Source organism: Methanosarcina sp. UBA411 (assembly GCF_002495725.1).
In the GTDB taxonomy this organism is placed as follows: domain Archaea; phylum Halobacteriota; class Methanosarcinia; order Methanosarcinales; family Methanosarcinaceae; genus Methanosarcina.
This window is the reverse complement of record NZ_DAGK01000016.1, coordinates 30,079-53,319: the sequence shown is the minus strand read 5'-3', so window position 1 is coordinate 53,319 and position 23,241 is coordinate 30,079. Positions and strand designations below refer to the sequence as shown.

Sequence of the window (23,241 nt, the reverse complement as noted above, 5' to 3'; positions counted from 1 at the left end):
GGCATAAGATCCTTAAGAGCTGTGACTCCTGCAGTCATTGCATCGGCAGCCATCATAACATGTGGCAGGAACAGTTTCCCTCTCTCAAAAAGAATTCCTACCTGATTCATGCCTTCAGAAAGCCCTTTTTCTATAATTTCAGCCGGTTCCATTACTTCTTTTGCTTTCTCGACAGCAGCGAGCACTACATCTCTTTTACAGGAGATGACTGCATCAGAAAGCTCCTGAATAAGTTCTTCTTTAGTTGCCATTTTTTTATACCTCCATGAATACCAGAAGCTCCCTTCAGTGCCTGAAGAGAAAAAATGAATCTGGAATTCTAATCGGATATTATATAAATTCTGAATTATTTAGCCCAACCTGTATAGTATTTTCAAAAAAGGAGAGAAATTGAGTACTGCCTGCGCATTTGAATAGCCAGTGCGATCTGACTGCCCTAATGGACAGAGCCCAAGTTATGAGATTTTTTAATGATATTAAAAATTTCAATGCTATTTTATAGAATTAAAATTTAAGACCCGACAAATAAAAGTCCAATAAGAGAAATAGAATAATCTCAAATTGTACAATAAAAAGAGAGACTCGGTTACCTTAATATAAGTCCAAGAAAAATCAAAGGTTATTCTGGTTTTGGTGACCCCAAATTCGTTTACTTTAATTCATTTACTTTTAACTCGTTACTTTGAATTTATTACTTTGAATTTATACTTTGAATTTATACTTTGAATTTATTACTTACATTTTTGATTCTTCCATTATGCAGAACCTGATCTCCTCATGATATTCAGGAGTTTGTCTACAGTTCTTCAGGAAAAACTCAGGCTTTTCTTTTTCTTTGAGTAGTTCCGGTTTTTCGGCTTTCAGGCAGAAGTATTCCCCCTCAAACCGGAATTTCCTGAAAAGCTCGCAGGTCTCACAGAGACATCCTTCTTTTTTTCCATGTCCAGAAGATTTACCCTTAGAGCAAAACATCCCTTCACCGCCGGAATAGGAAGGACAGTTTTTGCAAATGCAGGCTTTAAGGTGATGGTATGAGTTGCAGATCCCAAAATATCTTCCATATTCTTCCCTGGTCTGCTGTATGATATCGAATTCTTTCTCCCCGGACTTTCTACTTATCCCGATATCTTCTACATCTTCTGCTGCAAGCCTGGAACTCAAAACACTCCTCCTGTATAAAGAAAGACATGATTTATAAGATGTCAAAATATATTATGTATTGCTTAAGGATTTGAAAAGTGCATTTTAGCTGCGGTAGTTAAAGGATTTTTGGATCCGAAAGGGTTATTGGAGAGTTGGTAACTATGGGATTCAATCAACTAGCTGAAAGCGATGAACTTATTCTTGGTGAAGCACTGGAAAGGCAGCAAATTCTGGAAAGAGTAATCAATAACAGCCTTATTATGGCTTTTCTCTGGACCCCAAACGAGAACTGGCCTGCTAAATACGTTTCGGAAAATGTAACCCAGCTTGAGTACAGCGCAGAAGATTTCCTGACAGGAAGGATAATGTATGCAGACATAGTCCATTCTGAGGATATAGATAGGGTTAGAAAGGAACTTAGCCGGTGCTGCGAGGCTGGAAATGACAGCTTTATACAGAGGTATAGGATTCTTACCGGGAAAGGGGAAGTTCGCTGGGTAGAAGAAAAAACCTTTATTCAGCGTGATGAAAAAGGAAATGTAGATAATTTTCAGGGAATAGTCAGGGACATTACGCAGGAAATTAAAAACGAAAAGGCACTGAGAAACGCTCTTCAAAGCCAGAAAGCCCTGATGGAAAAGCAAAAAGTTCTATTAGAGAAACAGAAAGCACTCGAAACCGTAATTAACAATAGTCCGATGGTAGTATTCCTCTGGAAAGCTGAAAAATACTGGCCCACTGTGTATGTGTCTGAGAATGTCAGGCAGTTTGGATACACTCCAGAGGATTTCATTTCTGGAAGAATCCTTTATGGGAAGATTATCCATCCAGAAGACCTCTTTCTTGTGGAACTTGAGCTTGAGGAAAACTGTGTAGAAGGAGGAAAGGAATTCAACCGTCAATATCGAATTCTTACGCAGGCTGCTGACGTCCGCTGGATTGACGAAAAAACCTTTATCCAGCGCAATGAAGAAGGAGAAGTTACTCATTTCCAGGGCATTATAGAGGATGTAACCCGACATGTAAAAAGAGCAGAACCTATAGATCGAAATCGGGAAGGTGAGAGGCAAAACTAACTGGAAGCCTTAAATTTAGACTGGGTATTAAATAACTTAAATTATTTCCGGAGTTTTTTCACAGATCAACTTAGTTGATATAATATCAAGAAGGTAAAAGTAAATATATTATTTAAATGTAATACTAATAAATAGTATAACTATTTAAAAGTAATACTAATGAATAGTTCAAATAATCACTATCCTATACTATCGTAATGGAAATTTCATATATTCATTTAGCTTTCATACTTTCTTAACAAATAACTATTTATGTTTGAGAATATTAAGAAGTGTTTGCAGGTTTTAATAGAACTGCAGGATCTGCAGCCTCTCCAAATGCCTGAGTGTAAGGACTGGAAACAAAGAATGCTGAGTAACACGGAAATATATAGAAAAAGTATCAAAAAGGATATAAGAACAAATTGTTCCCCAAAAAGCTAAAGAGGGTTACACCCCGAAACCGGCTCGGTTACAAGGAGTTTGAAAGAGTAATCTAACTGTTTTCGGGGTCAAATTTCAAGAGCTTAGTCTTTTCTATATCCAACGAAATAAATAGAGAATAGAACTAGCAGACCAACTATCTTCTCTTTTTTACTCTGAATCCCCAACTTACAGGCTCTACCTTAATTGATCAAAGGTTCGAATCCCTTCTACTGCACCAAATTCAAGGAAATCGGTGATTATATTCACCAATCAAATTTTTAAATTTGGTTACTTTTGGATTATTATTTTGTGTCATTCTATGAACTTATACACTCTAGCTATAAGTAATAAGCTTAAGTTTTTCATGCGCGATTAAAGCTTGTTTTATAAATATTAGAGATACTATTATTATTTAGATTAAAAACTATTTACTCTTAAATCCAGCGATAAAAGTGCTCATAAAAATCGTTCGATTGGAACTTAAATTTATCTGGTGGGGAAAAAATGAGAACGGAGCTTATTGTTTTAATTATTTTATTTAGCATATTTTTGTCAATAGGGTGTACGAATAAAAACGAGACAGATTACGTTAAGATTCAGAATTCTCAATATTATCCAGATTCAATCACAATATCTTCCGGTGATACAGTAAGATGGACAAATCTTGATTCAACTAATCATACAGTCGTGGGGACTGATTTCTCATCCGGTAACATAACAAGTCAGGACTCATATGATCATACATTCACGAAAGAAGGAACTTATAGTTATCACTGTTCAATTGAGCCTTCCATGAAGGGCGTTGTCATAGTAAAATAAAGTCTCTACAGAGATTCAAAATTGTTAAACCGGCATTCATAAATTTCCTTTTTAAATAATTCACTCTAATTAGTAAAACTATTAAAAGAGTGCATTTAGCGTATAATTTTTTTCTGTAATGCGAAGATGGTAAAGTTATAGATCCGTCTTGACAGTGCCTGACCTGCCCGTATTTTCATTTGGAATTAAAATTTGACCACAAAAAATACAGAATAAGGGAACTTCTTAAATACTTCATGTCGAAGCTTTGTTTAAAAGCTCCCTAAAGATTCTCATAAAAATTATAAATATCGCGGCAAAAATATAATAATTATGTTATAATTTCAATATAATATTAACTTTAGGATAATGTCACCTCATTTTCTTTGAAGTTCTGTTTTTTTCTCTCAGTTCTTATTCTTCACCGAACTTCTCACTCTCTAAAGTTATGATATTGTCAACCGACGACTCTCTCATCATATTGGCTTCCCCCTGTTCCATCCCTTCTTCGGATTCAAAAATCTTCCTAAGGTATTCGAGTACATCGTCTCTGAGGTTTTCATTTTCAAGAGCAAAGTCCACTATTGATTTTACGTATCCTAATCTGTCGCCGGTATCGAACCTTTTTCCCTTGAACCTACAGGCATAGATCATCTGTGACTTACTAAGAACCCGGATACCATCAGTCAGCTGGATTTCGTTTCCAACTCCGGTTCCAGCTTCTTTTATACCGTCAAAAATTTCAGGGGTGAAAACATAGCGGCCTATTGCTCCAAGATTGGAAGGAGCATTTTCAGGTGACGGTTTTTCGACGATGTCCTCCATTTCAAAGAGAGAATCATTGAGAGTTTTTCCCTTTATAATCCCGTAGCTGCTCAATTTTTCATAAGGAACCTCTTCAACTGCAAGCGTGGACCTACCATATTTTTCGAAATTTTCAATGAGCTGGGCAGTGCAGGGCTTGTCATTCACAATAATATCGTCTCCGAGAAGTACGGCGAAAGGCTCGTCTCCAATATGGTTTTCTGCCCTGAGGACTGCATCTCCAAGACCATTGGGCTCTTTCTGGCGGATATAGTGAATATCAACAAGTGAAGAAACGTCCCTGACAACCTTAAGAAGTTCAGTATTGTGCTTTTTCGCAAGGTGCATCTCGAGTTCAGGAGAATCGTCGAAATAGTCCTCAATTGCTCGTTTGCCCCTGCCTGTGATAATGATAATATCCTCAATTCCAGAGGCTATGGCTTCCTCAACAACGTAATGAATTACAGGCGTATCAATTATAGGAAGCATCTCTTTTGGCATTGACTTGGTGGCAGGCAGGAAACGGGTTCCAAGGCCGGCCGCAGGGATAAGTGCTTTTTTAACGGTCAAGTTTTACGCTCCAAATTATTTGGAAATATGATATTAAAGTTCTTAATTATATGAGATTTAAATTATACTTTACCTTATGATTAATTTTTCTCTACCGTGACATCAAAAAATCAAATAAAACTCAATTATAATGTAACCATTTTACTTTTCCTGAAGTTAGTAATATAAAAAACTAATATAAGTATAAGTTAATATAATTTGCAAAAAATCATGGAGCATTGTAAGAAAAAAGACGATAAACTTTGAAAAAGAAAAATGATAACCAAAAATTCCCTTGATGCAAGAATTATATGCATGCACTGATTCAGAATATCGGGGTCAATATCCTTTTGAGCTTTAACGGCACACTCAACGCAAAGTTCTTGCCCTTTGATCGTTACTGAATTTTCAACTTCTTTTCCACAACTTTCACATTTCCCCATTTATTTTCACCTTCAAGTGGCTGTATAAGTTCACATGTAAAGAGACTTCTTTACGGTATAATTAAATTCAGTATAAGAAGTAATTTTGCCTTTGGAAGAAATATCAAAAGTAACTTTAGCGATAGAATCTCACAATATTATACAAAGAGGCATGAATAAATTATTAACAAAGATATGATTAATAATATAAGGAATAAACTATTATTTAGGAGATATTTTAATTGAAACTCTAAAACCAAAATTAGCCGCAAGCTACAATCAGGATTTTGTACTGGACTACAATGCCAGAATATATAAATTGGAGATGCATACTTCCTAAAAACAGGAATATGAGGGGGAAATAATGGCAAAAAGATTAAAGGTCGCAAATCCAGCCCGCTGCATAGGCTGCTACTCCTGCATGATGGCCTGCGCAAGAACCTGGTATGATACCATATCTTTAAAAAACAGTCGAATTGATATCCAGACACGTGGCGGGATCGAAACTCCTTATTCTCAAATCGTCTGCCATGCCTGCATAGATCCTCCGTGTATGAGGGCCTGTCCGCTGGGCGCGCTTACCAAAAGGAAAGGAGGAGGAGTAAATCTCAATAAAGAAATCTGTGATGGTTGCGGAAACTGCATAGAAGCCTGCTTAATGGGAGCTATCCATCTGGATGCGGAGAAAAAAGCTGTAATCTGTAAGCACTGCGGCGTCTGCCCGAAGTTCTGTCCCCATGATGTTCTGGAAATGATTGAGGTTGAAGACAGCGGAGAAATAAAGATTACTGATACGGGTCCGGCTCCAGATACAAGCCCGGTTAGCTCGACGGCATCCCATAAAGACCTTTATGGAGAAGAAGAACATGGGGAGGAAAAATGACAACCGAGCAATATGCTATTGAGGGGCTTAAGAATGTACTATATATTGACCTAAACAGCCAGAGCTATTATGTTAAGGAAAGGCGAGACCTCTATGAGAAATATCTGGGAGGCGTGGGAGTTGCCACAAACCTCATGCTCGAAGAGTATAAAGAAGGTACAGGCCCGCTTGATCCGGAAATGCCAATCATCCTCAGCACAGGGCCCCTCTCTGGTGTATATCCTACCTGCACCAAGGCTGTTGCACTGTTCCGCTCCCCTCTTAATGGAGAATTAGGAGAATCCTATGCAGGCGGCCATCTTGCCATGTCCATGCGCTATTCAGGGTACGAGACTATTGTTATTAAAGGAGCCTCACGATACCCTGTGTATGTTGCAATCCACGACGACAAAGTTACCTTCAGGGACGCATCTTCCATATGGCATCTCTCTTCAGCAATTGATGTGGGAAAAATCCTGCGAGAAATCGAGCCAGGTGCAGGCAGACGCAGTATAATTCGAATTGGACCTGCAGGAGAACGAGGGATCACATATGCTGATGTCAATGTCGATACCTATCGCCATTTCGGACGCCTCGGGCTTGGAACGGTTTTTGGGGCAAAGAAACTTAAAGCTGTTGTTATTTCCGGAAACAAGGAGCTAAAAAGCCCTGAACACAAAGCCTATCGAAAGACTGTTAGCATGCTCTATGACATCATTGTGAAAACAGGACTTACTGAAAAATACCATAACCTGGGCACAAGCGAAAATATTCTGGTTTTAAACGAACTCAAAGGCTTGCCTACACGGAATCTACAGGCAGCCTCTTTTGAAGGAGCTGAAACGATTTCAGGAGAGCTTTTTGCCGAAAAGTATCTTCTCAGGCGGGTTTCCTGCGCGGGCTGCCCAATTGGGTGTATCCATGTAGCCATGCTAAAACGTGCCTTCTCAAAAGCGCATGAATATGAGGCTCTGAATATTTCCTATGATTTTGAATTAATCTATGCTCTCGGTTCGAATCTTGGCGTAGCTGATCCCGAGGCCGTGCTCGAACTGATTGACGCCTGCGAAAAAGCCGGAGTTGATATAATCAGCATGGGAGTTGTACTCGCCTGGGCTACTGAGATGCAGCAGCGCAGGGAAATTTCCACTAATGAGACTCTTGGGCTTAAACTTTCCTGGGGAGATAAAGCTGCATATCTTAGAGCAATAGACCTTGTAGTCCAGGCGCCAAATGAGTTTTACTCAGCCCTTGGAAAAGGGGTGGAGTATGCCTCAAAGAAGTACGGAGGAGAGGATTTCGCAATTCGACTTGGGGGGCTGGAAATTCCGGGTTATCACACAGGGCTTGGAAACGTGCTTGGACTCACGGTAGGCGCCAGGCACTCTCATCTCGACAGCGCAGCTTATTCCGCAGATCAGAAAGCATTTAATCAGCCAATTTCGGATGAGCAAATTGTTGATTATATAATCGAGGAAGAAGACCGACGCAATGTCCTGAACTGTATGGTTTCCTGCCTTTTTGCCAGAAATGTCTACACATACGAAAATATAATTCTGGCCCTTAAAGCTCTGGGAATAGAAAGAACCGAAGAGGAATTGAAAGCACTAGGAAAGGATATTTTCAGGAAAAAGTATGCATTGAAAAAGAAATTCGGCTTCAAGTTCGAAGACCTTAAAATCCCAAAAAGATTTTTTGAAACCCCCTCTACTACAGGGATGATCGAGGAAAAAAGGGTCAAGCAGGCAATGGAAATATACAGAGAAAAAAGGGGGATTTGAGTTAAGAGATCTCTTGAAGGCAGATTAGATCCTTTCTACATTTACTGAAATCCTGCTCGTATCAAGAATACTTGTCTACTCCCAATGCTACCTCTATTCCCAAAGGTAATGAAAAACCTCTGTATACCGCAAAAAGAGAATTAAAAGAAGAAACAGGTTTTGAGGTTGATGGCGAGTTTATTGATCTGGTAGAGTTGAACAGTCCGGATACAAGATGGTGCATGTATAGGCTCTTGAAAAAGACCTAGATGTAACCAATATTGTGAGTAATACGTTTACGCTCGTTAGTTCTTGCGAATCAAAGATTTATTACAATGGGATCGCGGAGGGGCACGAATACCCTGACTTTTATGCAAGGGATGAAGTGAACCCTTGCTGGCTTTTTGTTTTCGACTTTAATATCTAAATCGTCACTTCTTTGTAAAATGATCGAAAATCTGGCAAAGATTTAATGGCAGAGTTTCAATAACTTAGAACAAAGAAACCTTGTTAAAGAACACTATAAATCATTTCCGAGTAACCAGGAGAGAGGCCCGAAGCATACTCCATCCTTTTGAAGTTGTCCGACAATTCAATTTCAGGGCAAAAACACGTGAAAAATAAGGCATATAAAGCCTTTAAAGAGAAAAAGACGAATTTTGGATATTACCGATAGTAATTGTCGGACAGCCTCTTTTGGGTGGGATGGCCGTCCACAATTTTATTTTTCTTTATATTCAGAACTTTCAGAGTTCTGAGCCGGATTTACCCTATCGTGTATATACTCGCTTACCTGCTGCCCAGGTTTCAGCAACAACGGGAGGGTTTTTTGGGTCGAGGTTGCCCTCGAGGATTACGAGGTCCGCAACCATGCCTTTTTTCAGCATACCTCGCTCTTTTTCTTGTCCACCAGCATAAGCGCCACCTGCGGTATACATCCAGAGCCACTGCTCAAAAGGAAGCACCTGATCTGGAAAGATGACATTGCCTGCTCCATCGCTCATAGTTGATCCCATCACAGAGCCCTGAATCGGATCACGAGCGTCCATAAATCCTCCAGGATTATCACTGCTGGAAGCCACAATCACTCCTCCTTTAACAAGGTCACCATAAGCATACCACTTTCCATCATCTAACACAACCTGTTTTGTATTTTGAGCCCTGGAAAGAAACTGAGGCTGGATACATGCACATCCTCCCATGCCAGCAAGGCGTTTTATCTGTAATGAGTTTATGAGAGTTACATGTTCCAAGCGTGGGCGCATTTCAAATCCTGCTGGAGCCCGAATAGCAGCATTTTCAAAGGCTGTAAGTACAGCATCTGTTGTAGCGTTCCCAAAAGAATGGACACATACCTGGAATCCCTTTTCAACTGCTGAAAAGAGCATTTCCTCAAAATCATCCCGGTATTTACCGCTGTTTATAGTCTGCCCTCCAATTTTGAGAGAAAAGGCTACTGTTTCTGCTGTTGCGCCGTCAGCGAATAACTTGACTGGGCCCACACGCAGCCTTTTATCTCCCATTCCAGTGACCTGTCCTTGAAGCCGATGGTTTAGCTGATTATCAAGAAGAGTCCCTCCATGCGGCATCATTAGCACCGAGACCGGAAGCCGTCCTTCGTCGTGGAGTTTTTTATATGCCGCCTCAGCATCCGGTGTGACTCCCGGATCGTGGACAGCGGTGATGCCAAATTGGAAAAGCTCTTTAGCACGTGCCTCGATAAGGTCTGCAAGTGTGTCGATATCAGTTTCCATCACCAGTTTGAACACAGGAATCTGAGCAGATTCAACAAGTACTCCCGTTGGTGTTACGTCACTTTCCCGGAGAATAATCCCACAGCGTGGGTCAGGAGTCGCTCTGTTGATCCCCAGAAGTTCAAGTGCTTGGGTATTTACTACACTTTGATGGAATGTAGTCTGGATGAGAAGAACCGGCCTTTCAGAACTGACTTCATCCAGATCTTTTTTAGTCAGATCGACTCCTCCCATTCTGGCATCGAACCAGCCAAAACCGACAACCCATCCTTTTCCCGGTTCTTTTCGAGCCTGTCTTTTAATAGCCTCCAGTATAGCTTCCTTTTCCGTTAGGCCTATTAGGTTCGCCCAGGTAGGGAGAAAGCAACCAAATGAAGAAAGGTGATTATGAGAGTCAATGAAAGCAGGAAGTAAAACACGGTCTTTCAGGTCGTGAATTTCTGCATCTGGAAACGATTTCAGGATACTTGTGTCACCAACTGCAGCGATTTGACCTTCCCTGACAACTATGGCATCCGCATATTTTTGTTCCGGGTCCATAGTGAGTATCCGACCACCTTTGAATGCGATAGTTAAATTATTTTTTGCGTTAACAGTGTTATTCATAATTTCTCTCCTAAAAATCTCATTTTTTATTGTTTACGAGTCCCTGGCAACAGCTAGATCAGATCTTATTTCACTATTGCATGGGCGAAATTAGACAGGCAACACACTGGTCGACTTTCATTGATCCCCTTGAAGTAGATTTTTTTGTAATCCTCACTGGTCACGTTACAAATCCTGGAAAAACCGTGCTGAGAGATAAATGACTCTAACATTCCGTCCTTGACGCCGAATTTATAAGGCTCTCCCTTTTGTGCCATATCTTTTGTAGCATTCTTTATCTCATTCTGATTGCATGCGGTACACTGCACACCGCATATTCCATTCGTTCTGTATATGCTGGATTCGTATACGTAGTCGAAGATTATGGCACTTCCAGTTTCCGAGTTTTTTGAGATGAAATATAGCATCTCATCAACGGCTTTCGGTGGAAGGTAGTAAATGAGCCCTTCGATGATAAAAACGGTCTTCTGCGACTTTTTATATCCATGTTCCAGCAGCCGCTGGCCAAAATCTTCGGTCTCGAAATCAACTGAAACATACTCTACGTGGTCCGGAAGCGAACCAAAGATATCTTTGATTTTTTCAATTTTGACGCTTTGAGTTTCTGGGTGATCTATCTCAAAAACCTTTACATTACCCCTGAGACCTTCGATTCTGTATGCCCTGGTATCATATCCGGCGCCTAAAATGATCAGTTGCTCAAGACCTTCGTTTATTAATTTCTTTACAAAATCATCAAAATACCTTACTCTTGCTGAAAGTGAATTGTGCACTCCAGGGAACGGAGTTTTAGAAGGGTCATGGGCCGCCATTTCCATAAACACCAAATATTGCGGGCTAAGAAAGCGGGAGGCATAAGGGTCATAGCAGATGCGTTCACCTTCTGGCTTGAGCGATTCAAGAGCTCTAACAAATGCCACATTTTCTGCTGTAATGCTTGACCCTTTTTTCTTCTCAGCAGTCTCAAAAGTCTTATTTCTTGTATTGTCCATTTTTTCCATAACTTTCATCTCCGTGAGTTTACTTCTATGTCTCTTGATCCTGATATCTCACCTATTTTGAAGTTTTTCATCCTAGTTTACCGGTTAATAGTATGAGTAATATTTGATAGTAAATAAAGTTACTCATTGGTAACTTTAGTTTTCCATCGGTAAATTATATATGAGTTGATACTAAAGTTTGAAGCGGTGATTATGTTGTCAAGGATGCTTCCTGAGTACAGGGAAGAGGCAAAAAAGAGGATTGTTGAAGCAGGGCTAGAGGTAATGTATGAGAAAGGATACTGTAGCACTACAATGGAAGAGATTGCTCGCCGCCTTAATGTCAGCAAACCCGCCCTATATCGCTATTTTAAAAATAAGGATGAACTAGTCATAGAAAGTGCAAATTACCTGCAAACACAGTATCGTGAGATAAAAACAACCCGAAACCCTGACATATGCCCGGTTGACGAATGGATAGGAATTTTCGATCAACTAATGTCACCTGACAAAAAAATACACGCACTATACTTTGAGATTCTCGGGATGACAGTACACAAACCTGAAGTCCAGAAAAAGTCGGTCGAAGGGATGAAGAATGGTATTGACCAACCAGCTCATGAAATCGCAGAACAGCAACAGAAAGGCCTTATTCCTGCCGATGCCGATCCGCGTACCCTTGCAGCCGCTATCGTGTCGCTATTCAACGGAATGCGAGTTCTTATTCTTCTTGGTGTTGCCTGGGAAGAGGTACGTTTTCGATGGATAGAAATACTCCAAAATTTGTTCGAAATTAAAAAAGGACAGGCAGAATGCCCTAAGAATTGTAAAAGATTTAGAGATTGTAATCCTTCACCAAAAACATGAATGTAATCTCCTGGAAGAATTTCAATTATTCCTTCAAGAGTCCCAAGTTTAATAGGCTCTCCTGCTATGCCATTCAGATGGAAATTATAGAGCCAGAATGCTTGAAAGGGGATTGAGGGTATATCTGCAATAATTAGTTGCAATGTATTTTTATCCTTCAATATAGTCAGGGCTTACAGTCAAAATCTTTTCATTCATTTCAAGCTCATTTTTTATTCTGGTTGCATCTTTTTCCGGGATCCAATTCTCTGGTTTATTCCAATTCTGAGACCCATCTCCAAAAAGAACATAACACACCACGGACTTTTCCACCTGAAGATTATATTTTTCCATTACCTTCAGAAAAGTTTCATCTTTAAGACCTTCTTCGGATACAATGAGATAAGAACAATTTTCCTTTTCGATTTCAGGGAATCTGGGTTCAGGGATTTCAGGATTTATAGGATCATTCCAATTCTTCTCTTTTCTCAAGTCATCTTTTTTATCGTCATCTACTTTTACGTAGTATATATTTCCCATATAATCAACGTTATACTCCAGGATACAGCTTCGGGTCATGTTACAGTTTTCAAGTATAGCTTTAACTTCCGGCTCAGTGGTTCCATCTTCAAATTCTATAAATAAACCGCCGGCTCGCACTCCTTGAACTGGCTTTTCCGTATCAATTGACATTTCAGAGTCAACGTGTGTTGGAGTAAATAATACCAATGGTATTAAGAGAATAAGAAAAGCAATGAAAACAGCGACAAACAATATTTTATAAATAGATCTATTCATCATTGGAAATCACCGCAAAAAATTGAGGGATTTTACATTCTCATATGAGAGTACTTTGATAAGTTCACTAAACTCCATAAACTCTTTTTTGTTAACTCCTTATAAGTTTTCTCTCCATAGTATCAAACAATCATAGATATGGAAATAATTATGGCTTGAAAAGTACGAAAAACACTGAGTTTTGATAATTTGCCCGGAAAAAACCTATAACTATTTATTTGGAAGTCATTAAAATATGTTAAAGGTATTAAGTCAAACCTGATTTTTAACCCGTTAGCTGAGGCAGCAGAATGAGAAATATTACTAAATATGGAATTTTTTTATTTGGGGTTCTTTCTTTACTGACATTAAGTGTTTTAGTACTGTCCAATCCTTCAAATGAGAATACTGAACTTGAAAACAGTAGCAATGAACCTATTGATTTTGGCATATGTATAGACTTTATACCATACACCCATGAGGAGTTAAAAGACAACTCCGATACTATTGTAATGGGTACAGTTAAAGAAAAACTTCCACCCAGATGGAATACGGCAGATGGAAAAAAACCGAACAAATTACTTAATAAAATTGAATATCCTGACGACATCATTTATACTGACATCGTTATAAGTGTTGATGAATACCTGAAAAACCCGTTATCGTCTAGAGAGCTTATTGTAAGAGTCACCGGTGGGACGGTTGGAGATTTTAGCATGACTACAGATGCTGATCCACTATTCAATACTAGCGAAAAAGTTTTGCTCTATTTGAGTAAAGATGAAAGCTCCAGTACCGGGAATATTGGTCCTGAACACTTCATAGTTACAGATTTTTACCGTGGTAAATATACATTAACAGAGGATGGAAAAGCTATAACCCCTGATGAAACCGTTACTCTTGAAGAATTATTGAACACAATTAATCAAATCAATAATAACACAAATGAAACCAAAGCATCAGATAATAAAGAAACAGCAAATATAGAAACAGCAGGTAAGTAAGAAGAATTTGGTTCTACTATTGAATCAAACAGAATTCCTTTCACAAGCTTCTTCTGGCTGCTTTTAGCATTGCTTGGGGCAGTTTCAATTGTAAGACGCATGCAGCAATAAGCTATTTATAATCTATTAAATAGCTGTTCAGCCTTATTTTTATTTATATGACAGTGCCTATGGTTTACATGAAACCGGAAGATAAAAGCAGTTTGGTGAGGAAGTAAAAAAGTGAGTGTTTACAGTAATGGCATTCTTTTGTTCAGGTTCAGGAACGAAAAACTCGAAGTGATGTTAGCTCATCCGGGTGGGCCAATCTGGTCAAAAAAAGACCATGGGGTGTGGTCGATACCTAAAGGGCTGCCCGAAGGTAATGAAAAACCTCTGGACACGGCAAAAAGAGAATTTAAAGAAGAAATAGGTTTTGAGGTTGACGGCAAGTTTATTGATCTGGGAGAGTTGAACCAGTCCGGATACAAGATAGTGCATGTATGGGCTCTTGAAAAAGACCTGGATGTAACAAACGTTGTAAGTAATACATTTACGCTTGAGTGGCCAAAAAACTCCGGGAAAGTACATGCGTATCCCGAGGTCGACAAAGCAGGCTGGTTCGATATCGAGCTGGCTAAGGAAAAAATCCGAAAAGGACAGATAGGTTTTATTGACAGGCTCATGGATATCTTAAATTACTCCCGGAAGGAAGAAAAATTGGATAAGAAAAAAAGATACCGGCAAACCACACTATTTTGAAGATAGAAACAGCGACTTCCTTCTCGCTTTTGTTCATTTCAGCCACTGAAAAAACTGATGGGGTTTTAACCCCTGAGAATATTATACTTTGAGAAGTTTAAATCTTCTGGAAATCAATCTTTATTTAGCGAATCTTGTTCTCGAATATATAGTACACAATCTGTCAATATGATCCCATATAACATCATATGAAAATCTAACATAAGAGAAAGGATAGTTTACCCAGAAAACCACTTTCCTGAAATTCGATAGGTCTCTATAGTCCTCTACCCACATGGATTCGCTTAAAAATCCCTTCCAAATAAGAGATTTTTGCATATGTTTCCATCGCCTGAACATATGGACTATTATGAGTAAGAAGGCACAAGCGATGGCGAATTGTTTTTTTGTCATTCTTTCACCCTCAACGACTTGATAAACTTAATAAACTTAATAAATTTATGAAATAATCTCGAATAGGGTAAAATTTTCCTGTATTTAGCTAAAGTAAACCCCAAACCAACCTTTTTGAGATTCAAATCCTTGTTGGAAAATTGTCAAACTCCTTCAAACAATAAGGAAATCTTTTTTTGATAGCTTGATGTGTTTAAATACATCTCCTTTCGCCTATATATTTTTGCTTCAAAAAGATCTGTAAAGTTTTCAAATGTTTTTCAGCCGATAGTAAATCTATAAATTTTTAATTTTCTGCACGTAGCCTTATGCCCTTAGCCTTATGTCCTGCTTGATTGTAATAATAGGTTCCTGGCAATAGCGACGGACTTAATCCGTTTACGCAGTATTTATAGATTCGAATCTTACTCCTCGCATTAAACTTTTGGGTAATAGGTAACTCAAATTTTTTGTACGTTAGTGCAAACTTATGCACAACCATTAATTTCTAATAATTCCTTGATTAAAAATACATACTAGTTTTACAACTTCTTCTGAATAAAAGTCAAAAAAACGCAATAATAGTGTAAAATAAATATATTGATACTTTGTTTTAATCGTCATCTAAGCGTTTTTATTTTAGAAATGTATCTTTTATCATTGAAGCGATCGCCAACGTAAAGTACAATATTTTTGTTTTTTTGAGCAAGTTTAAAAATTCCTTTTCGTTCTTTATCGTGTTTCATTTTTGTGTAAAAATCCCAATAATCACATTCGTCAAATGCATAAATTGGCATATCTTTTTGACTTCTCCATATAAGAAAATCTTCAAACAAATTGGCATCGTGTTGATTTACAATTGTTCTGAGATCAAAATAATTGAAAACACAAACTGGATATTTACATTGATCAATAGGATTATTCGGTAATAGAGTTTTTATCCTTAAATTTGGAAAAATCCCTTCCACTACAACAATTATTCCAGTAAAGTTTTTTATTCCAAGATGACATATAAATTCAGAATCTTTATGGGATATAGCTCTTTCTCCTTGTTTTATCCCAGCTCTGATTGATTTTTCTATATCTTTTTGGATTTTATTTCGATTACCTTTAAGAGATTCTGTAGAAATATTTCTGCTTTTACATTCAACAAACCAAGTTGAATGCTTTAAATTAAGCAAACCATCAAGTTCAAACCCTTCATACTCGAGGTTCCTCTTTAACTCTTTTTTAATTGGTATTTCATCAATTAAGTCAAGAATTATGTTTTCAAATACTCTTCCTTTTGTGGAATTATAGCTCTTAGTTTTACTGAGTAAAATATCAATTTTATGAGGTAAATAGAAGAAAAATGCCTCAGGATCAACAAGAATAACTTTTTCTCCATAATAAAAAAGCGGATACTCTCGGAATCTTAAATCAAGCTCAACTTTTATTTTTGTGATATTGAAAGAATATAACTCTAAATATTTAGTAAAGTCATCTTTACTAAATGGATAAATTTTTTCCACTATTTCATCAAATCTAAATGTAGAAATATTCTTCCAATTCTCAATATATTTCTTATCGGGCACTCCAAAATAATTCGGGTTAGCATAATCTTCCTTTGTTTCAAATTGATATTCTTCAAACTCAGAAATTTGGATGACTCTATCTAAATAGTCTTTCCATATTACAAACGATATATAAGTAAATGCTTCAAGTGACATGTTGTAATATTTAAGAAAAACATCTATATATTCATAATATTTTAAATTAATATAATCAATAACATTTTTTGTGTTAATATTAGATGTTATTACAAAATCATATCTCTTAAATAAATCCTCTAAGATATCACATTTTGACGAAGAATTTGTAATTTCATAAATTGGATTACTGACAATATTTTTATGAATATCTAACTTGTCAATCTTTTCACTAAATAATTTTTTTATTAATGGTTGTAACAAGTTTCTTCTTTCTGGATTAAAATGATAAATTGCCGCTAGTTCATAAAATTGGTTTAGATTGAATTCATCCATATTCTATAAATCTGTTGAACCAACACATATAAAATTATTCTGTATTCCTCTTCAACATCCTTTCCACATTTCTTATATCTCTTTAGTTAAGCTTAAGAGTGATCGTTTTACATGATTTTGCTTATTAACTATCACTTTAACATTCAAAGGCAGATTTCCAATATTATTAACTTCTTGCTTAGTATAATAATTTTGAATGTAAGATAATAAGATAATTTTTTGTTTAAGTATATTTTCACTCCTTTTACAGCTCCCATTGATGCCGTTTTACTATTTTACTGTAAAATTTACATTTTTTACATTTAACAGTAAAAACTATACATATTTTACTTTTGACCTGAAACCAATGCCTCCCATTTATTCACCCTTTCCAGAACATGAGCATTAAGAGTAAACGGCTTATCCGACTTGGCATTCTGCTTCATATAATACAATGTACCTTTAGAAAACCCTAGTTTCTTCCAATCAACATAAGAAATATTGAGGATCTTTTGCCTTATGTCATAAGAATCAATCTTTTCAATTTCATATTCAGGCTTAACAAAATCCAGTTTTTCCTTTTTGCTTATAAGTTTCTGGTTGCAAAATAAGCACGTTCACGCTAAGAGAAAAATTATTTACTAAACATTAACAAACTTTGTAACATGAATTTCGGATTTTTGATTTTTCCGGGTCTCGATTTGCAGATTGCCCTTCTCTGGACTTCCTCCTTGTGCCGGCGGCGAAGGCACGCGCAGAGAGGTAGATAATCAGTCTCTTATTCAACCCGTCGCCTGGCAGGCAAAATCCAGTAAAACTGTACCTTCAGTCTGTATTGAAATTTTTATTTGGGAGAGTCGAATCAATCTAGCAAGAAGATAGTGCATATTCCCAGAAGGAAAAACACTTACGGAAAGATTCAAAAGGAAAAGAAAATAAAAAAGAACAAATTATCTGCGTTTTACTACTTTCTGTGCCGCTTTTTGTGCTGATTTTTCAGCGGCTTTCTGTGATGCACGTTCAGCTTTACCCTTTGGTGCCCTCTTTGCATTCTGTTCTTTTTGTGATTTAACTTTATCAATGATTGACGCCTTTGCAGGCGAAGATGTTCTCGTTTTCTCTCTATTTGCCTCATCTATAGCTTTTTTAGATTCCTTTTTGGTTTCAATTTCTTTTTTGCCGAAAATCTTACTTAATATGCCCAATTTCTAAACCTCCTTTGCTTCCTTATAATACTATTTCCATGTTAATTAGCTCATTCTCTAAAACATGGAAGAAAAAAGCAGCGGGTAAAATTCAGCTCAATGTCGGTACTATCCGTCCGGTAAGTCATATGGAGTAATACACATAATTCTACAAGCTGCTGAGTATTTGAGGAAAAGAGACTGAAAAATCCTCCAATCACTCAAAAATATTTCAAATATCCAAAAACCTCTTATTATCTCTCAAAACTTCCTTAACTCTCGGAAAACTCTCAAAAGTTTCTCAAAAGCTTCTCAATCTCCTCAAAATCTCACTGCCACATCACTTCAAGGGATTTCCTACGTGGGATTCCATAGATCTTGTACCTGGGGTTGCCGAACATCATTGCGTAAGCAATTTTCCTTCCTGCGGGCAGATTGAGTTCCTTCTGGAGAGGTTCGTAGGACATGGCAGCCGCTGCAACAAAACCCGCCCAGCAGGTGCCGATTTCGAAAGCCGGCGCAGCTATATCAAAATGCGTGAGGGCAATGATAGCATCAATAGGTGCAATCGGGCTCTCTTCAGGAATGTGAGCGAATAGCAGGTGTGGAGCACCCCGGCAAATAACATCGATTCCCTGTTCCCACGCAGAAATAAGCATCGGTACAAAACCGCTCATCGGGTGTGGGGTGTTCAGCAGTGTTCTCATCCACTCGATAGTGAGCCCGGCAATTTTCTTTACTTTCTCCGAATCATGGATAACCAGCCACTGAACTGGCTGCCCGTTACCTCCGGATGCAGCATAGCGGGCAATGTCTAGTACTTCAAGGATTTTCTCCTTTGGCACAGGCTCCCCGGTAAAATGACGAATTGACCTGCGCTTCTTGAGATAAAACCCTATATTCTCGGGAGAGATAGTACCTGTATCTGCAGGCAGAAGAACTTTTTCGTCAGGGCGGAAATTCAGAATGAGAGCCTGAGATGGGCAGAAAACCTCACAGTGTCCGCAATACATACAGTGTGGAGCATTTATGTCCTGAACTTGGGGAAAATGAGTTTCATCAACCTGATCGATAAGACCAAAAGAGCATATCTTTACACAAAGGCCGCATTTTGTGCAGCGATCCTGATCAACAATAATGTGAGCCATTATATCAAATCCTGTCAAAGTAAATACATAAAACAGCCAATGTTTATTTACTTTTCTTTTTTTCTCTGCATGTGAAACCTCATGAATTTGATAACTGCATGGGCAAAGCATAATTAACTGGATTCTTTTCTATTTTCAGTATTCCATCGAGTTAACCTTTATTTTAGTCTATTGTAAATCTATTACTCTTATGTCTTAATTTTGCACCTTTTTACCCGACTCCTTTCAGAAAAAGAGAAAATAATCCCGGATATAATGGCTTTTCAGATTAAAACAAAATGATTCTTGATCCTTACCATTCCTGCCTGCTTCGCGATCTCCAAACGGAGGGATTGCTAATTTTCTACGCTATTTTACAGCAGATTTTCATCTGCCCATCTATCAAATACCTTCAATTGCTCTTCCGTATGGAAGTAATGCTCCCCATGCTCGAGAACTTTAACTGCTGCTTGATACCTTGCTGCAAATGCTGAAATCTCGTCCCATTCAGACAGATTATCGTCAGAACCGTATAAAATGGAAGTAGGTGCTTTCCATTCAAAACAAATCGGGTTTTCTTTCACATAGCAATAATAGTTCCATTCCAGTGTCTGTCCAATCGGCAACCGGATCTCATGCTCTGCTTTTAGTCTTCCTTCACTTACCTGGAAGCCTTCCATCATATTGTATATGATACGTTCCATATTGACGACGGGCGAGAGAAATAAACTTTGTTTTATGTTAAGATCGTGATAGGCAAGCAGACTGAAATAAACTCCCATGCTGCACGCAAACAAATGAATGTCAGATGCAAGCGACTTTGCAAATTCATAAACAGCCGTCAGATCACTTACACAATTTTCTGGAATACAGGCATATTCCTCATTTACACGTTCACCGTGCATAGGCAGGTCAAAACTTAATGCCTGGTAACCTTTTTCAACGGCCTTTTGTGCCATCATGGAAATTACGGTATCCTCTTTATTAGAAAGGTTGCCATGAACTTCAATCAACAGCTTTTCACTCTGCTTTCCCCATAGGATGGCAGGAATACGAATTTTATTATTTAAGATATAAAAATGTCTTTTCTCCATTTTCTCACTTATCTACGAGCAAAAAATAAATTTTATTCACATTCATTCGACTCAGTTCCAAGATCTGGTGATAAAAGTAAGTGTAACATCGCACATAAATTCGTAGATTTATAATATGAACTATTATATCAAATCCCATTAAGAGTAGATTTATTACTAGCAACAATTATTTACTTTTCTTTATCTCTCTGTTTGTGGAATGTGGACGATTTTTCAGACAATTTTGTGTAATTAAGCTGTCTTTAACATCAGATCGCCTTCGTTTTTAACATCGGATCGCCTTCAGACGAACAGGAACAATCTAATAGCTAACCCTTACTCACTTCGACCATGGAAACGTTTTTTTTGCATATATATTACTCAATCGCTCTTTCACTCACTTTTTCCGGGAAACCAATGTACTCAAGCGCCCGATTCCGTATCCGGATCATATCCTGCTCTCGGGAAGAACTGTTATTTCTTATTGGTTCGGCAAAAGTAAGCGAAAACACAATTCTTCCACCAGCCCCGATCCCTCCGAGGATCAACGGAACAATTTCACTGATTGCCGGCAAAAAGACCATGCGATCTAGCTGTAGATTTCCGTATGTAGTTTGTAGATTCAGTTGTCCTAAATTTGAAGGAATTGTCCCGGGAGTCATGTTCTTGTTATTGTGTGTAAACGAAAATGCCACATTTTTTCTATCCTGAGCAAAACGTGACAGGTTGTCTGTCTGGGAATACGCTTCAGGAATAGCTTTAAATATTGGCCCAAAACTGGCAAAAGCGTCAATGAAAGACGGTTCAAATCCTGGGATTTCCAGGCCTGTCGAGTCCAGTTTTTCCACACGTTTGTGTACCTCCTGATGCAAAACAGCAGCGTTCTCCCTGAAGGTTTTTTTCACATCATAGGTGTAGGAGAAGCGCGGAGCTCCGACACAAAGGCAAAATACGTCGCCAACCGATGTAGTTGCATATCTTCTCAGGTCGAAGGGGACAGAAACCAGCTTGAAGTTTTCGGTAAATGGACCTAATATATCATTATGTGCTGCAATAAATGCTGCAGTCACTGCCGACCCTACTGTAACTCCTTCTTTTCTGCATTTCTCTAGAAAAATCTGTGACTCCTGGGTATCAAGCTCAATTAACACAGCGCCACACTTCATTTTTTCCCAATAAGCTCTGGTGATAGCAGCATAATCTGCCTGGAAAAAGTAGTGTGGACTTTTTTTCCACTTCCTGTTAGCATTGTACACAAAAAGCTGAGTAAGAATTGCAGAGAGGGAAAAACCACTTTTCTTTGGAATTAATTTCATTATGTCAGGGGGATTGAGTACAGTGATCCTGCGTTCAGGGTCAGCATAATAGATTAAAATGTCACGGACCAGATTTGCCAGTGCCATCCCATCACAAATGCTGTGATTGCACATGACTATAAGATCTGATATTTCAGGGGAATGCAACAATATGAACCGAATCAACGGACCTTTTTCCAGCTCAAACGGGACCCTTTGTTCGTATTGAATTTCTTCAAACCATTGAGTATCCGAAGTCATTTTTGTAACTTTCAATGGAAGAGCAGGAACATTATTATTAGAAAACCAGGCATTGTGTCGTTCATCGAATACGATTTTAGCTCCGACGAGTGGATGTATTCTGCGAACCGTATCCATAGCACGGAGTAGCTCATGTTCTGATACATTTCCGGCGATCCGTGCAACAATTGATACATTGCACCCTGGAGTAAATAGAAAAGCACGTTCAAGATTGGTTACCTGGCGTACACATCCAGGAATTCCTGCACTATTTTTCGCACATTCATTCTGCATTATTACATCACCTTCACTTTCAATACCTGTCGAATTACACACTTTTTAGTGGAATATGCAATGTCCAGAAAAGTGAGCTAATTTTGTCTTGTGAAGGCAACTCTGGCTCTTCCTTCTAACCGAACTGTTCGGCTTCGGTTAGCTATGGACATTGTAAAGCAGTTTATTGTTGAATAAAACTTTGATTATTTTTTATTGATAGCATTCGCTATTCTGATTGTTGTTTCAATAATCGCATCATGGAATTTTCTGTGATCCCGTAATCAATGACTCAGTGTTTATTGCTGAAAATTTCAGTCTTAATTATCACACTTTTTTTCCGGCGACCGAGAAATTGCTGGACAGAGGAATTTTGGCAGCATCTTGACATATGTATCGTAGCTTATTCCCTGTGCTTTAAAACTGTTTTTAATGGAAGGATCAGGGGCGACAACATTCAAACTAATCATCTGGATGTACATCCCAAGCAATATGGGGTCCAGGTCATTTCTAATAGATCCATCTTCAATTCCCTCCCTTACAGCATAGTGCACAAGAGGCATATATTTCATAGAGAGTTCCATCATTGTTCGCGCATTTTCTGGATCAATTCTCTGAAAGAGCTGGGGACCGAAAGTAGTAGCCATGTCGTTATATCCTGGATTTTCCTGTGAATATTCGATAAACCACTGGATCATTATCTGAATTTTTTCGAAGCCTGTTTTCCCGTAGCTCATCTTTTCGATCATAGCTTCAACAAAGTCCGTCCATTTTCGGGAGATGATGGCAAAAAAAAGTGAATCCTTACTTTTGAAATAGAAGTAAAGTGCACCTTTACTCAGTTCAACTTCCTGTGCTATTTCATCCATAGATACTTTATCATATCCCTTTGAATAGAACAGCCTCTCGGCTGCGTCTAAGATTTCATTGCGTCGTTTCTCTTTTTTTCGTTGTTGCCTGCCTGTGACTACCATAATCTTTCCTTGTATTTCCACTGTGAGTCAATTTTTAACTTTTAGTCGATTTTCGACTTTAAGTCAATATTAAACTCATGGTCAAATAAACTATATAAAGATTATCGTTTAATTGTCTGGCACTCGCCCAAAATATAAAAAATTAAAAAAGAATACTTTAATTCCAATGTTCT

General features: G+C 38.2%; 20 protein-coding genes. 8 read left to right on the top strand and 12 right to left on the bottom strand.

The window, feature by feature from the left end; genetic code table 11:
- Both BP861_RS06545 and BP861_RS06540 read right to left on the bottom strand, forming a co-directional pair.
- The coding region (locus BP861_RS06545; protein WP_292373698.1) for a B12-binding domain-containing protein at positions 1-251 on the bottom strand (251 nt) is incomplete at its 3' end.
- Positions 252-735: 484 nt separating this feature from the next.
- Complete coding sequence (locus BP861_RS06540; RefSeq protein WP_292373696.1) at positions 736-1,161, bottom strand: DUF2769 domain-containing protein; 426 nt, start codon at positions 1,159-1,161, stop codon at positions 736-738.
- A gap of 143 nt (positions 1,162-1,304) precedes the next feature.
- On the opposite strand from BP861_RS06540, the gene BP861_RS06535 reads away from it, so the two are divergent.
- Together BP861_RS06535 and BP861_RS06530 are read left to right on the top strand one after the other, a co-directional pair.
- Positions 1,305-2,219 carry a PAS domain-containing protein gene (locus BP861_RS06535; protein ID WP_292373694.1) on the top strand — a complete coding sequence of 305 codons (915 nt, stop codon included), beginning with the start codon at positions 1,305-1,307 and terminating at the stop codon, positions 2,217-2,219.
- A 909-nt stretch (positions 2,220-3,128) separates the two neighbouring features.
- On the top strand, positions 3,129-3,443 hold the full coding sequence (locus tag BP861_RS06530; RefSeq protein ID WP_292373692.1) for a cupredoxin domain-containing protein: 315 nt from the start codon (positions 3,129-3,131) through the stop codon (positions 3,441-3,443).
- Between the two features lie 393 nt (positions 3,444-3,836).
- On the opposite strand, the gene galU is transcribed toward BP861_RS06530, so the two are convergent.
- Entirely contained in the window at positions 3,837-4,796 is a 960-nt protein-coding gene (gene galU / locus BP861_RS06525) for a UTP--glucose-1-phosphate uridylyltransferase GalU (RefSeq protein WP_292373690.1), read from the bottom strand.
- A gap of 765 nt (positions 4,797-5,561) precedes the next feature.
- On the opposite strand from galU, the gene BP861_RS06520 reads away from it, so the two are divergent.
- From BP861_RS06520 to BP861_RS06510, 3 genes are all read left to right on the top strand, one after another.
- Positions 5,562-6,080, top strand: a complete 519-nt coding sequence (locus BP861_RS06520) for a 4Fe-4S dicluster domain-containing protein (RefSeq protein ID WP_292373688.1) — start codon at positions 5,562-5,564, stop codon at positions 6,078-6,080.
- Positions 6,077-7,840 carry an aldehyde ferredoxin oxidoreductase family protein gene (locus tag BP861_RS06515; protein ID WP_292373686.1) on the top strand — a complete coding sequence of 588 codons (1,764 nt, stop codon included), beginning with the start codon at positions 6,077-6,079 and terminating at the stop codon, positions 7,838-7,840. The genes BP861_RS06520 and BP861_RS06515 overlap by 4 nt, the downstream gene beginning before the upstream one ends.
- A 71-nt stretch (positions 7,841-7,911) precedes the next feature.
- The gene (locus BP861_RS06510; protein ID WP_292373684.1) at positions 7,912-8,088 is read left to right on the top strand and encodes an NUDIX domain-containing protein; all 177 of its coding nucleotides are present in this window, start codon (positions 7,912-7,914) and stop codon (positions 8,086-8,088) included.
- A 501-nt stretch (positions 8,089-8,589) separates the two neighbouring features.
- Here BP861_RS06510 and BP861_RS06505 read toward each other — a convergent pair.
- Positions 8,590-10,179 (bottom strand): amidohydrolase, encoded by a 1,590-nt coding sequence (locus BP861_RS06505; RefSeq protein ID WP_292373682.1) that lies wholly within the window; start codon positions 10,177-10,179, stop codon positions 8,590-8,592.
- Between the two features lie 65 nt (positions 10,180-10,244).
- Positions 10,245-11,180 (bottom strand): class I SAM-dependent methyltransferase, encoded by a 936-nt coding sequence (locus BP861_RS06500; protein ID WP_292373680.1) that lies wholly within the window; start codon positions 11,178-11,180, stop codon positions 10,245-10,247.
- 192 nt (positions 11,181-11,372) lie between these two features.
- On the opposite strand from BP861_RS06500, the gene BP861_RS06495 reads away from it, so the two are divergent.
- Positions 11,373-12,026, top strand: coding sequence for a TetR/AcrR family transcriptional regulator (locus tag BP861_RS06495; protein WP_292373678.1), 654 nt, complete (start codon positions 11,373-11,375; stop codon positions 12,024-12,026).
- A 150-nt stretch (positions 12,027-12,176) separates the two neighbouring features.
- Here BP861_RS06495 and BP861_RS06490 read toward each other — a convergent pair whose 3' ends face one another.
- The gene (locus BP861_RS06490; RefSeq protein ID WP_292373676.1) at positions 12,177-12,806 is read right to left on the bottom strand and encodes a UPF0228 family protein; all 630 of its coding nucleotides are present in this window, start codon (positions 12,804-12,806) and stop codon (positions 12,177-12,179) included.
- Between the two features lie 287 nt (positions 12,807-13,093).
- Between BP861_RS06490 and BP861_RS06485 the strand changes: the two genes are divergently transcribed.
- Positions 13,094-13,786 carry a hypothetical protein gene (locus BP861_RS06485; RefSeq protein ID WP_292373674.1) on the top strand — a complete coding sequence of 231 codons (693 nt, stop codon included), beginning with the start codon at positions 13,094-13,096 and terminating at the stop codon, positions 13,784-13,786.
- 222 nt (positions 13,787-14,008) lie between these two features.
- The gene (locus BP861_RS06480) at positions 14,009-14,527 is read left to right on the top strand and encodes an NUDIX domain-containing protein (RefSeq protein WP_292373672.1); all 519 of its coding nucleotides are present in this window, start codon (positions 14,009-14,011) and stop codon (positions 14,525-14,527) included.
- A 992-nt stretch (positions 14,528-15,519) separates the two neighbouring features.
- On the opposite strand, the gene BP861_RS06475 is transcribed toward BP861_RS06480, so the two are convergent.
- The 6 genes from BP861_RS06475 to BP861_RS06450 form a co-directional block, all read right to left on the bottom strand.
- Entirely contained in the window at positions 15,520-16,923 is a 1,404-nt protein-coding gene (locus BP861_RS06475) for a hypothetical protein (RefSeq protein WP_292373671.1), read from the bottom strand.
- 929 nt (positions 16,924-17,852) lie between these two features.
- Positions 17,853-18,107 carry a hypothetical protein gene (locus BP861_RS06470; RefSeq protein ID WP_292373669.1) on the bottom strand — a complete coding sequence of 85 codons (255 nt, stop codon included), beginning with the start codon at positions 18,105-18,107 and terminating at the stop codon, positions 17,853-17,855.
- A gap of 308 nt (positions 18,108-18,415) precedes the next feature.
- Positions 18,416-19,252, bottom strand: coding sequence for a nitroreductase family protein (locus BP861_RS06465; protein ID WP_292373667.1), 837 nt, complete (start codon positions 19,250-19,252; stop codon positions 18,416-18,418).
- A 335-nt stretch (positions 19,253-19,587) separates the two neighbouring features.
- A complete protein-coding gene (locus tag BP861_RS06460; protein WP_292373665.1) occupies positions 19,588-20,307 on the bottom strand; it encodes an alpha/beta hydrolase in 720 nt (239 codons plus the stop codon).
- 356 nt (positions 20,308-20,663) lie between these two features.
- Complete coding sequence (locus BP861_RS06455) at positions 20,664-22,115, bottom strand: hypothetical protein (protein WP_292373663.1); 1,452 nt, start codon at positions 22,113-22,115, stop codon at positions 20,664-20,666.
- 299 nt (positions 22,116-22,414) lie between these two features.
- Entirely contained in the window at positions 22,415-23,089 is a 675-nt protein-coding gene (locus tag BP861_RS06450) for a TetR/AcrR family transcriptional regulator (RefSeq protein WP_292373661.1), read from the bottom strand.
- Between the last annotated feature and the right edge of the window lie 152 nt (positions 23,090-23,241).

What these genes read in the sequence shown, in the direction of transcription:
- BP861_RS06535 (WP_292373694.1), top strand. Translation starts at nt 1,305, where the DNA reads ATGGGATTCAATCAACTAGCTGAAAGCGATGAACTTATTCTTGGTGAA.
- BP861_RS06530 (WP_292373692.1), top strand. Translation starts at nt 3,129, where the DNA reads ATGAGAACGGAGCTTATTGTTTTAATTATTTTATTTAGCATATTTTTG.
- BP861_RS06520 (WP_292373688.1), top strand. Translation starts at nt 5,562, where the DNA reads ATGGCAAAAAGATTAAAGGTCGCAAATCCAGCCCGCTGCATAGGCTGC.
- BP861_RS06515 (WP_292373686.1), top strand. Translation starts at nt 6,077, where the DNA reads ATGACAACCGAGCAATATGCTATTGAGGGGCTTAAGAATGTACTATAT.
- BP861_RS06505 (WP_292373682.1), bottom strand. Translation starts at nt 10,179, where the DNA reads ATGAATAACACTGTTAACGCAAAAAATAATTTAACTATCGCATTCAAA.
- BP861_RS06500 (WP_292373680.1), bottom strand. Translation starts at nt 11,180, where the DNA reads ATGGAAAAAATGGACAATACAAGAAATAAGACTTTTGAGACTGCTGAG.
- BP861_RS06495 (WP_292373678.1), top strand. Translation starts at nt 11,373, where the DNA reads ATGTTGTCAAGGATGCTTCCTGAGTACAGGGAAGAGGCAAAAAAGAGG.
- BP861_RS06490 (WP_292373676.1), bottom strand. Translation starts at nt 12,806, where the DNA reads ATGATGAATAGATCTATTTATAAAATATTGTTTGTCGCTGTTTTCATT.
- BP861_RS06485 (WP_292373674.1), top strand. Translation starts at nt 13,094, where the DNA reads ATGAGAAATATTACTAAATATGGAATTTTTTTATTTGGGGTTCTTTCT.
- BP861_RS06475 (WP_292373671.1), bottom strand. Translation starts at nt 16,923, where the DNA reads ATGGATGAATTCAATCTAAACCAATTTTATGAACTAGCGGCAATTTAT.
- BP861_RS06460 (WP_292373665.1), bottom strand. Translation starts at nt 20,307, where the DNA reads ATGGAGAAAAGACATTTTTATATCTTAAATAATAAAATTCGTATTCCT.
- BP861_RS06455 (WP_292373663.1), bottom strand. Translation starts at nt 22,115, where the DNA reads ATGCAGAATGAATGTGCGAAAAATAGTGCAGGAATTCCTGGATGTGTA.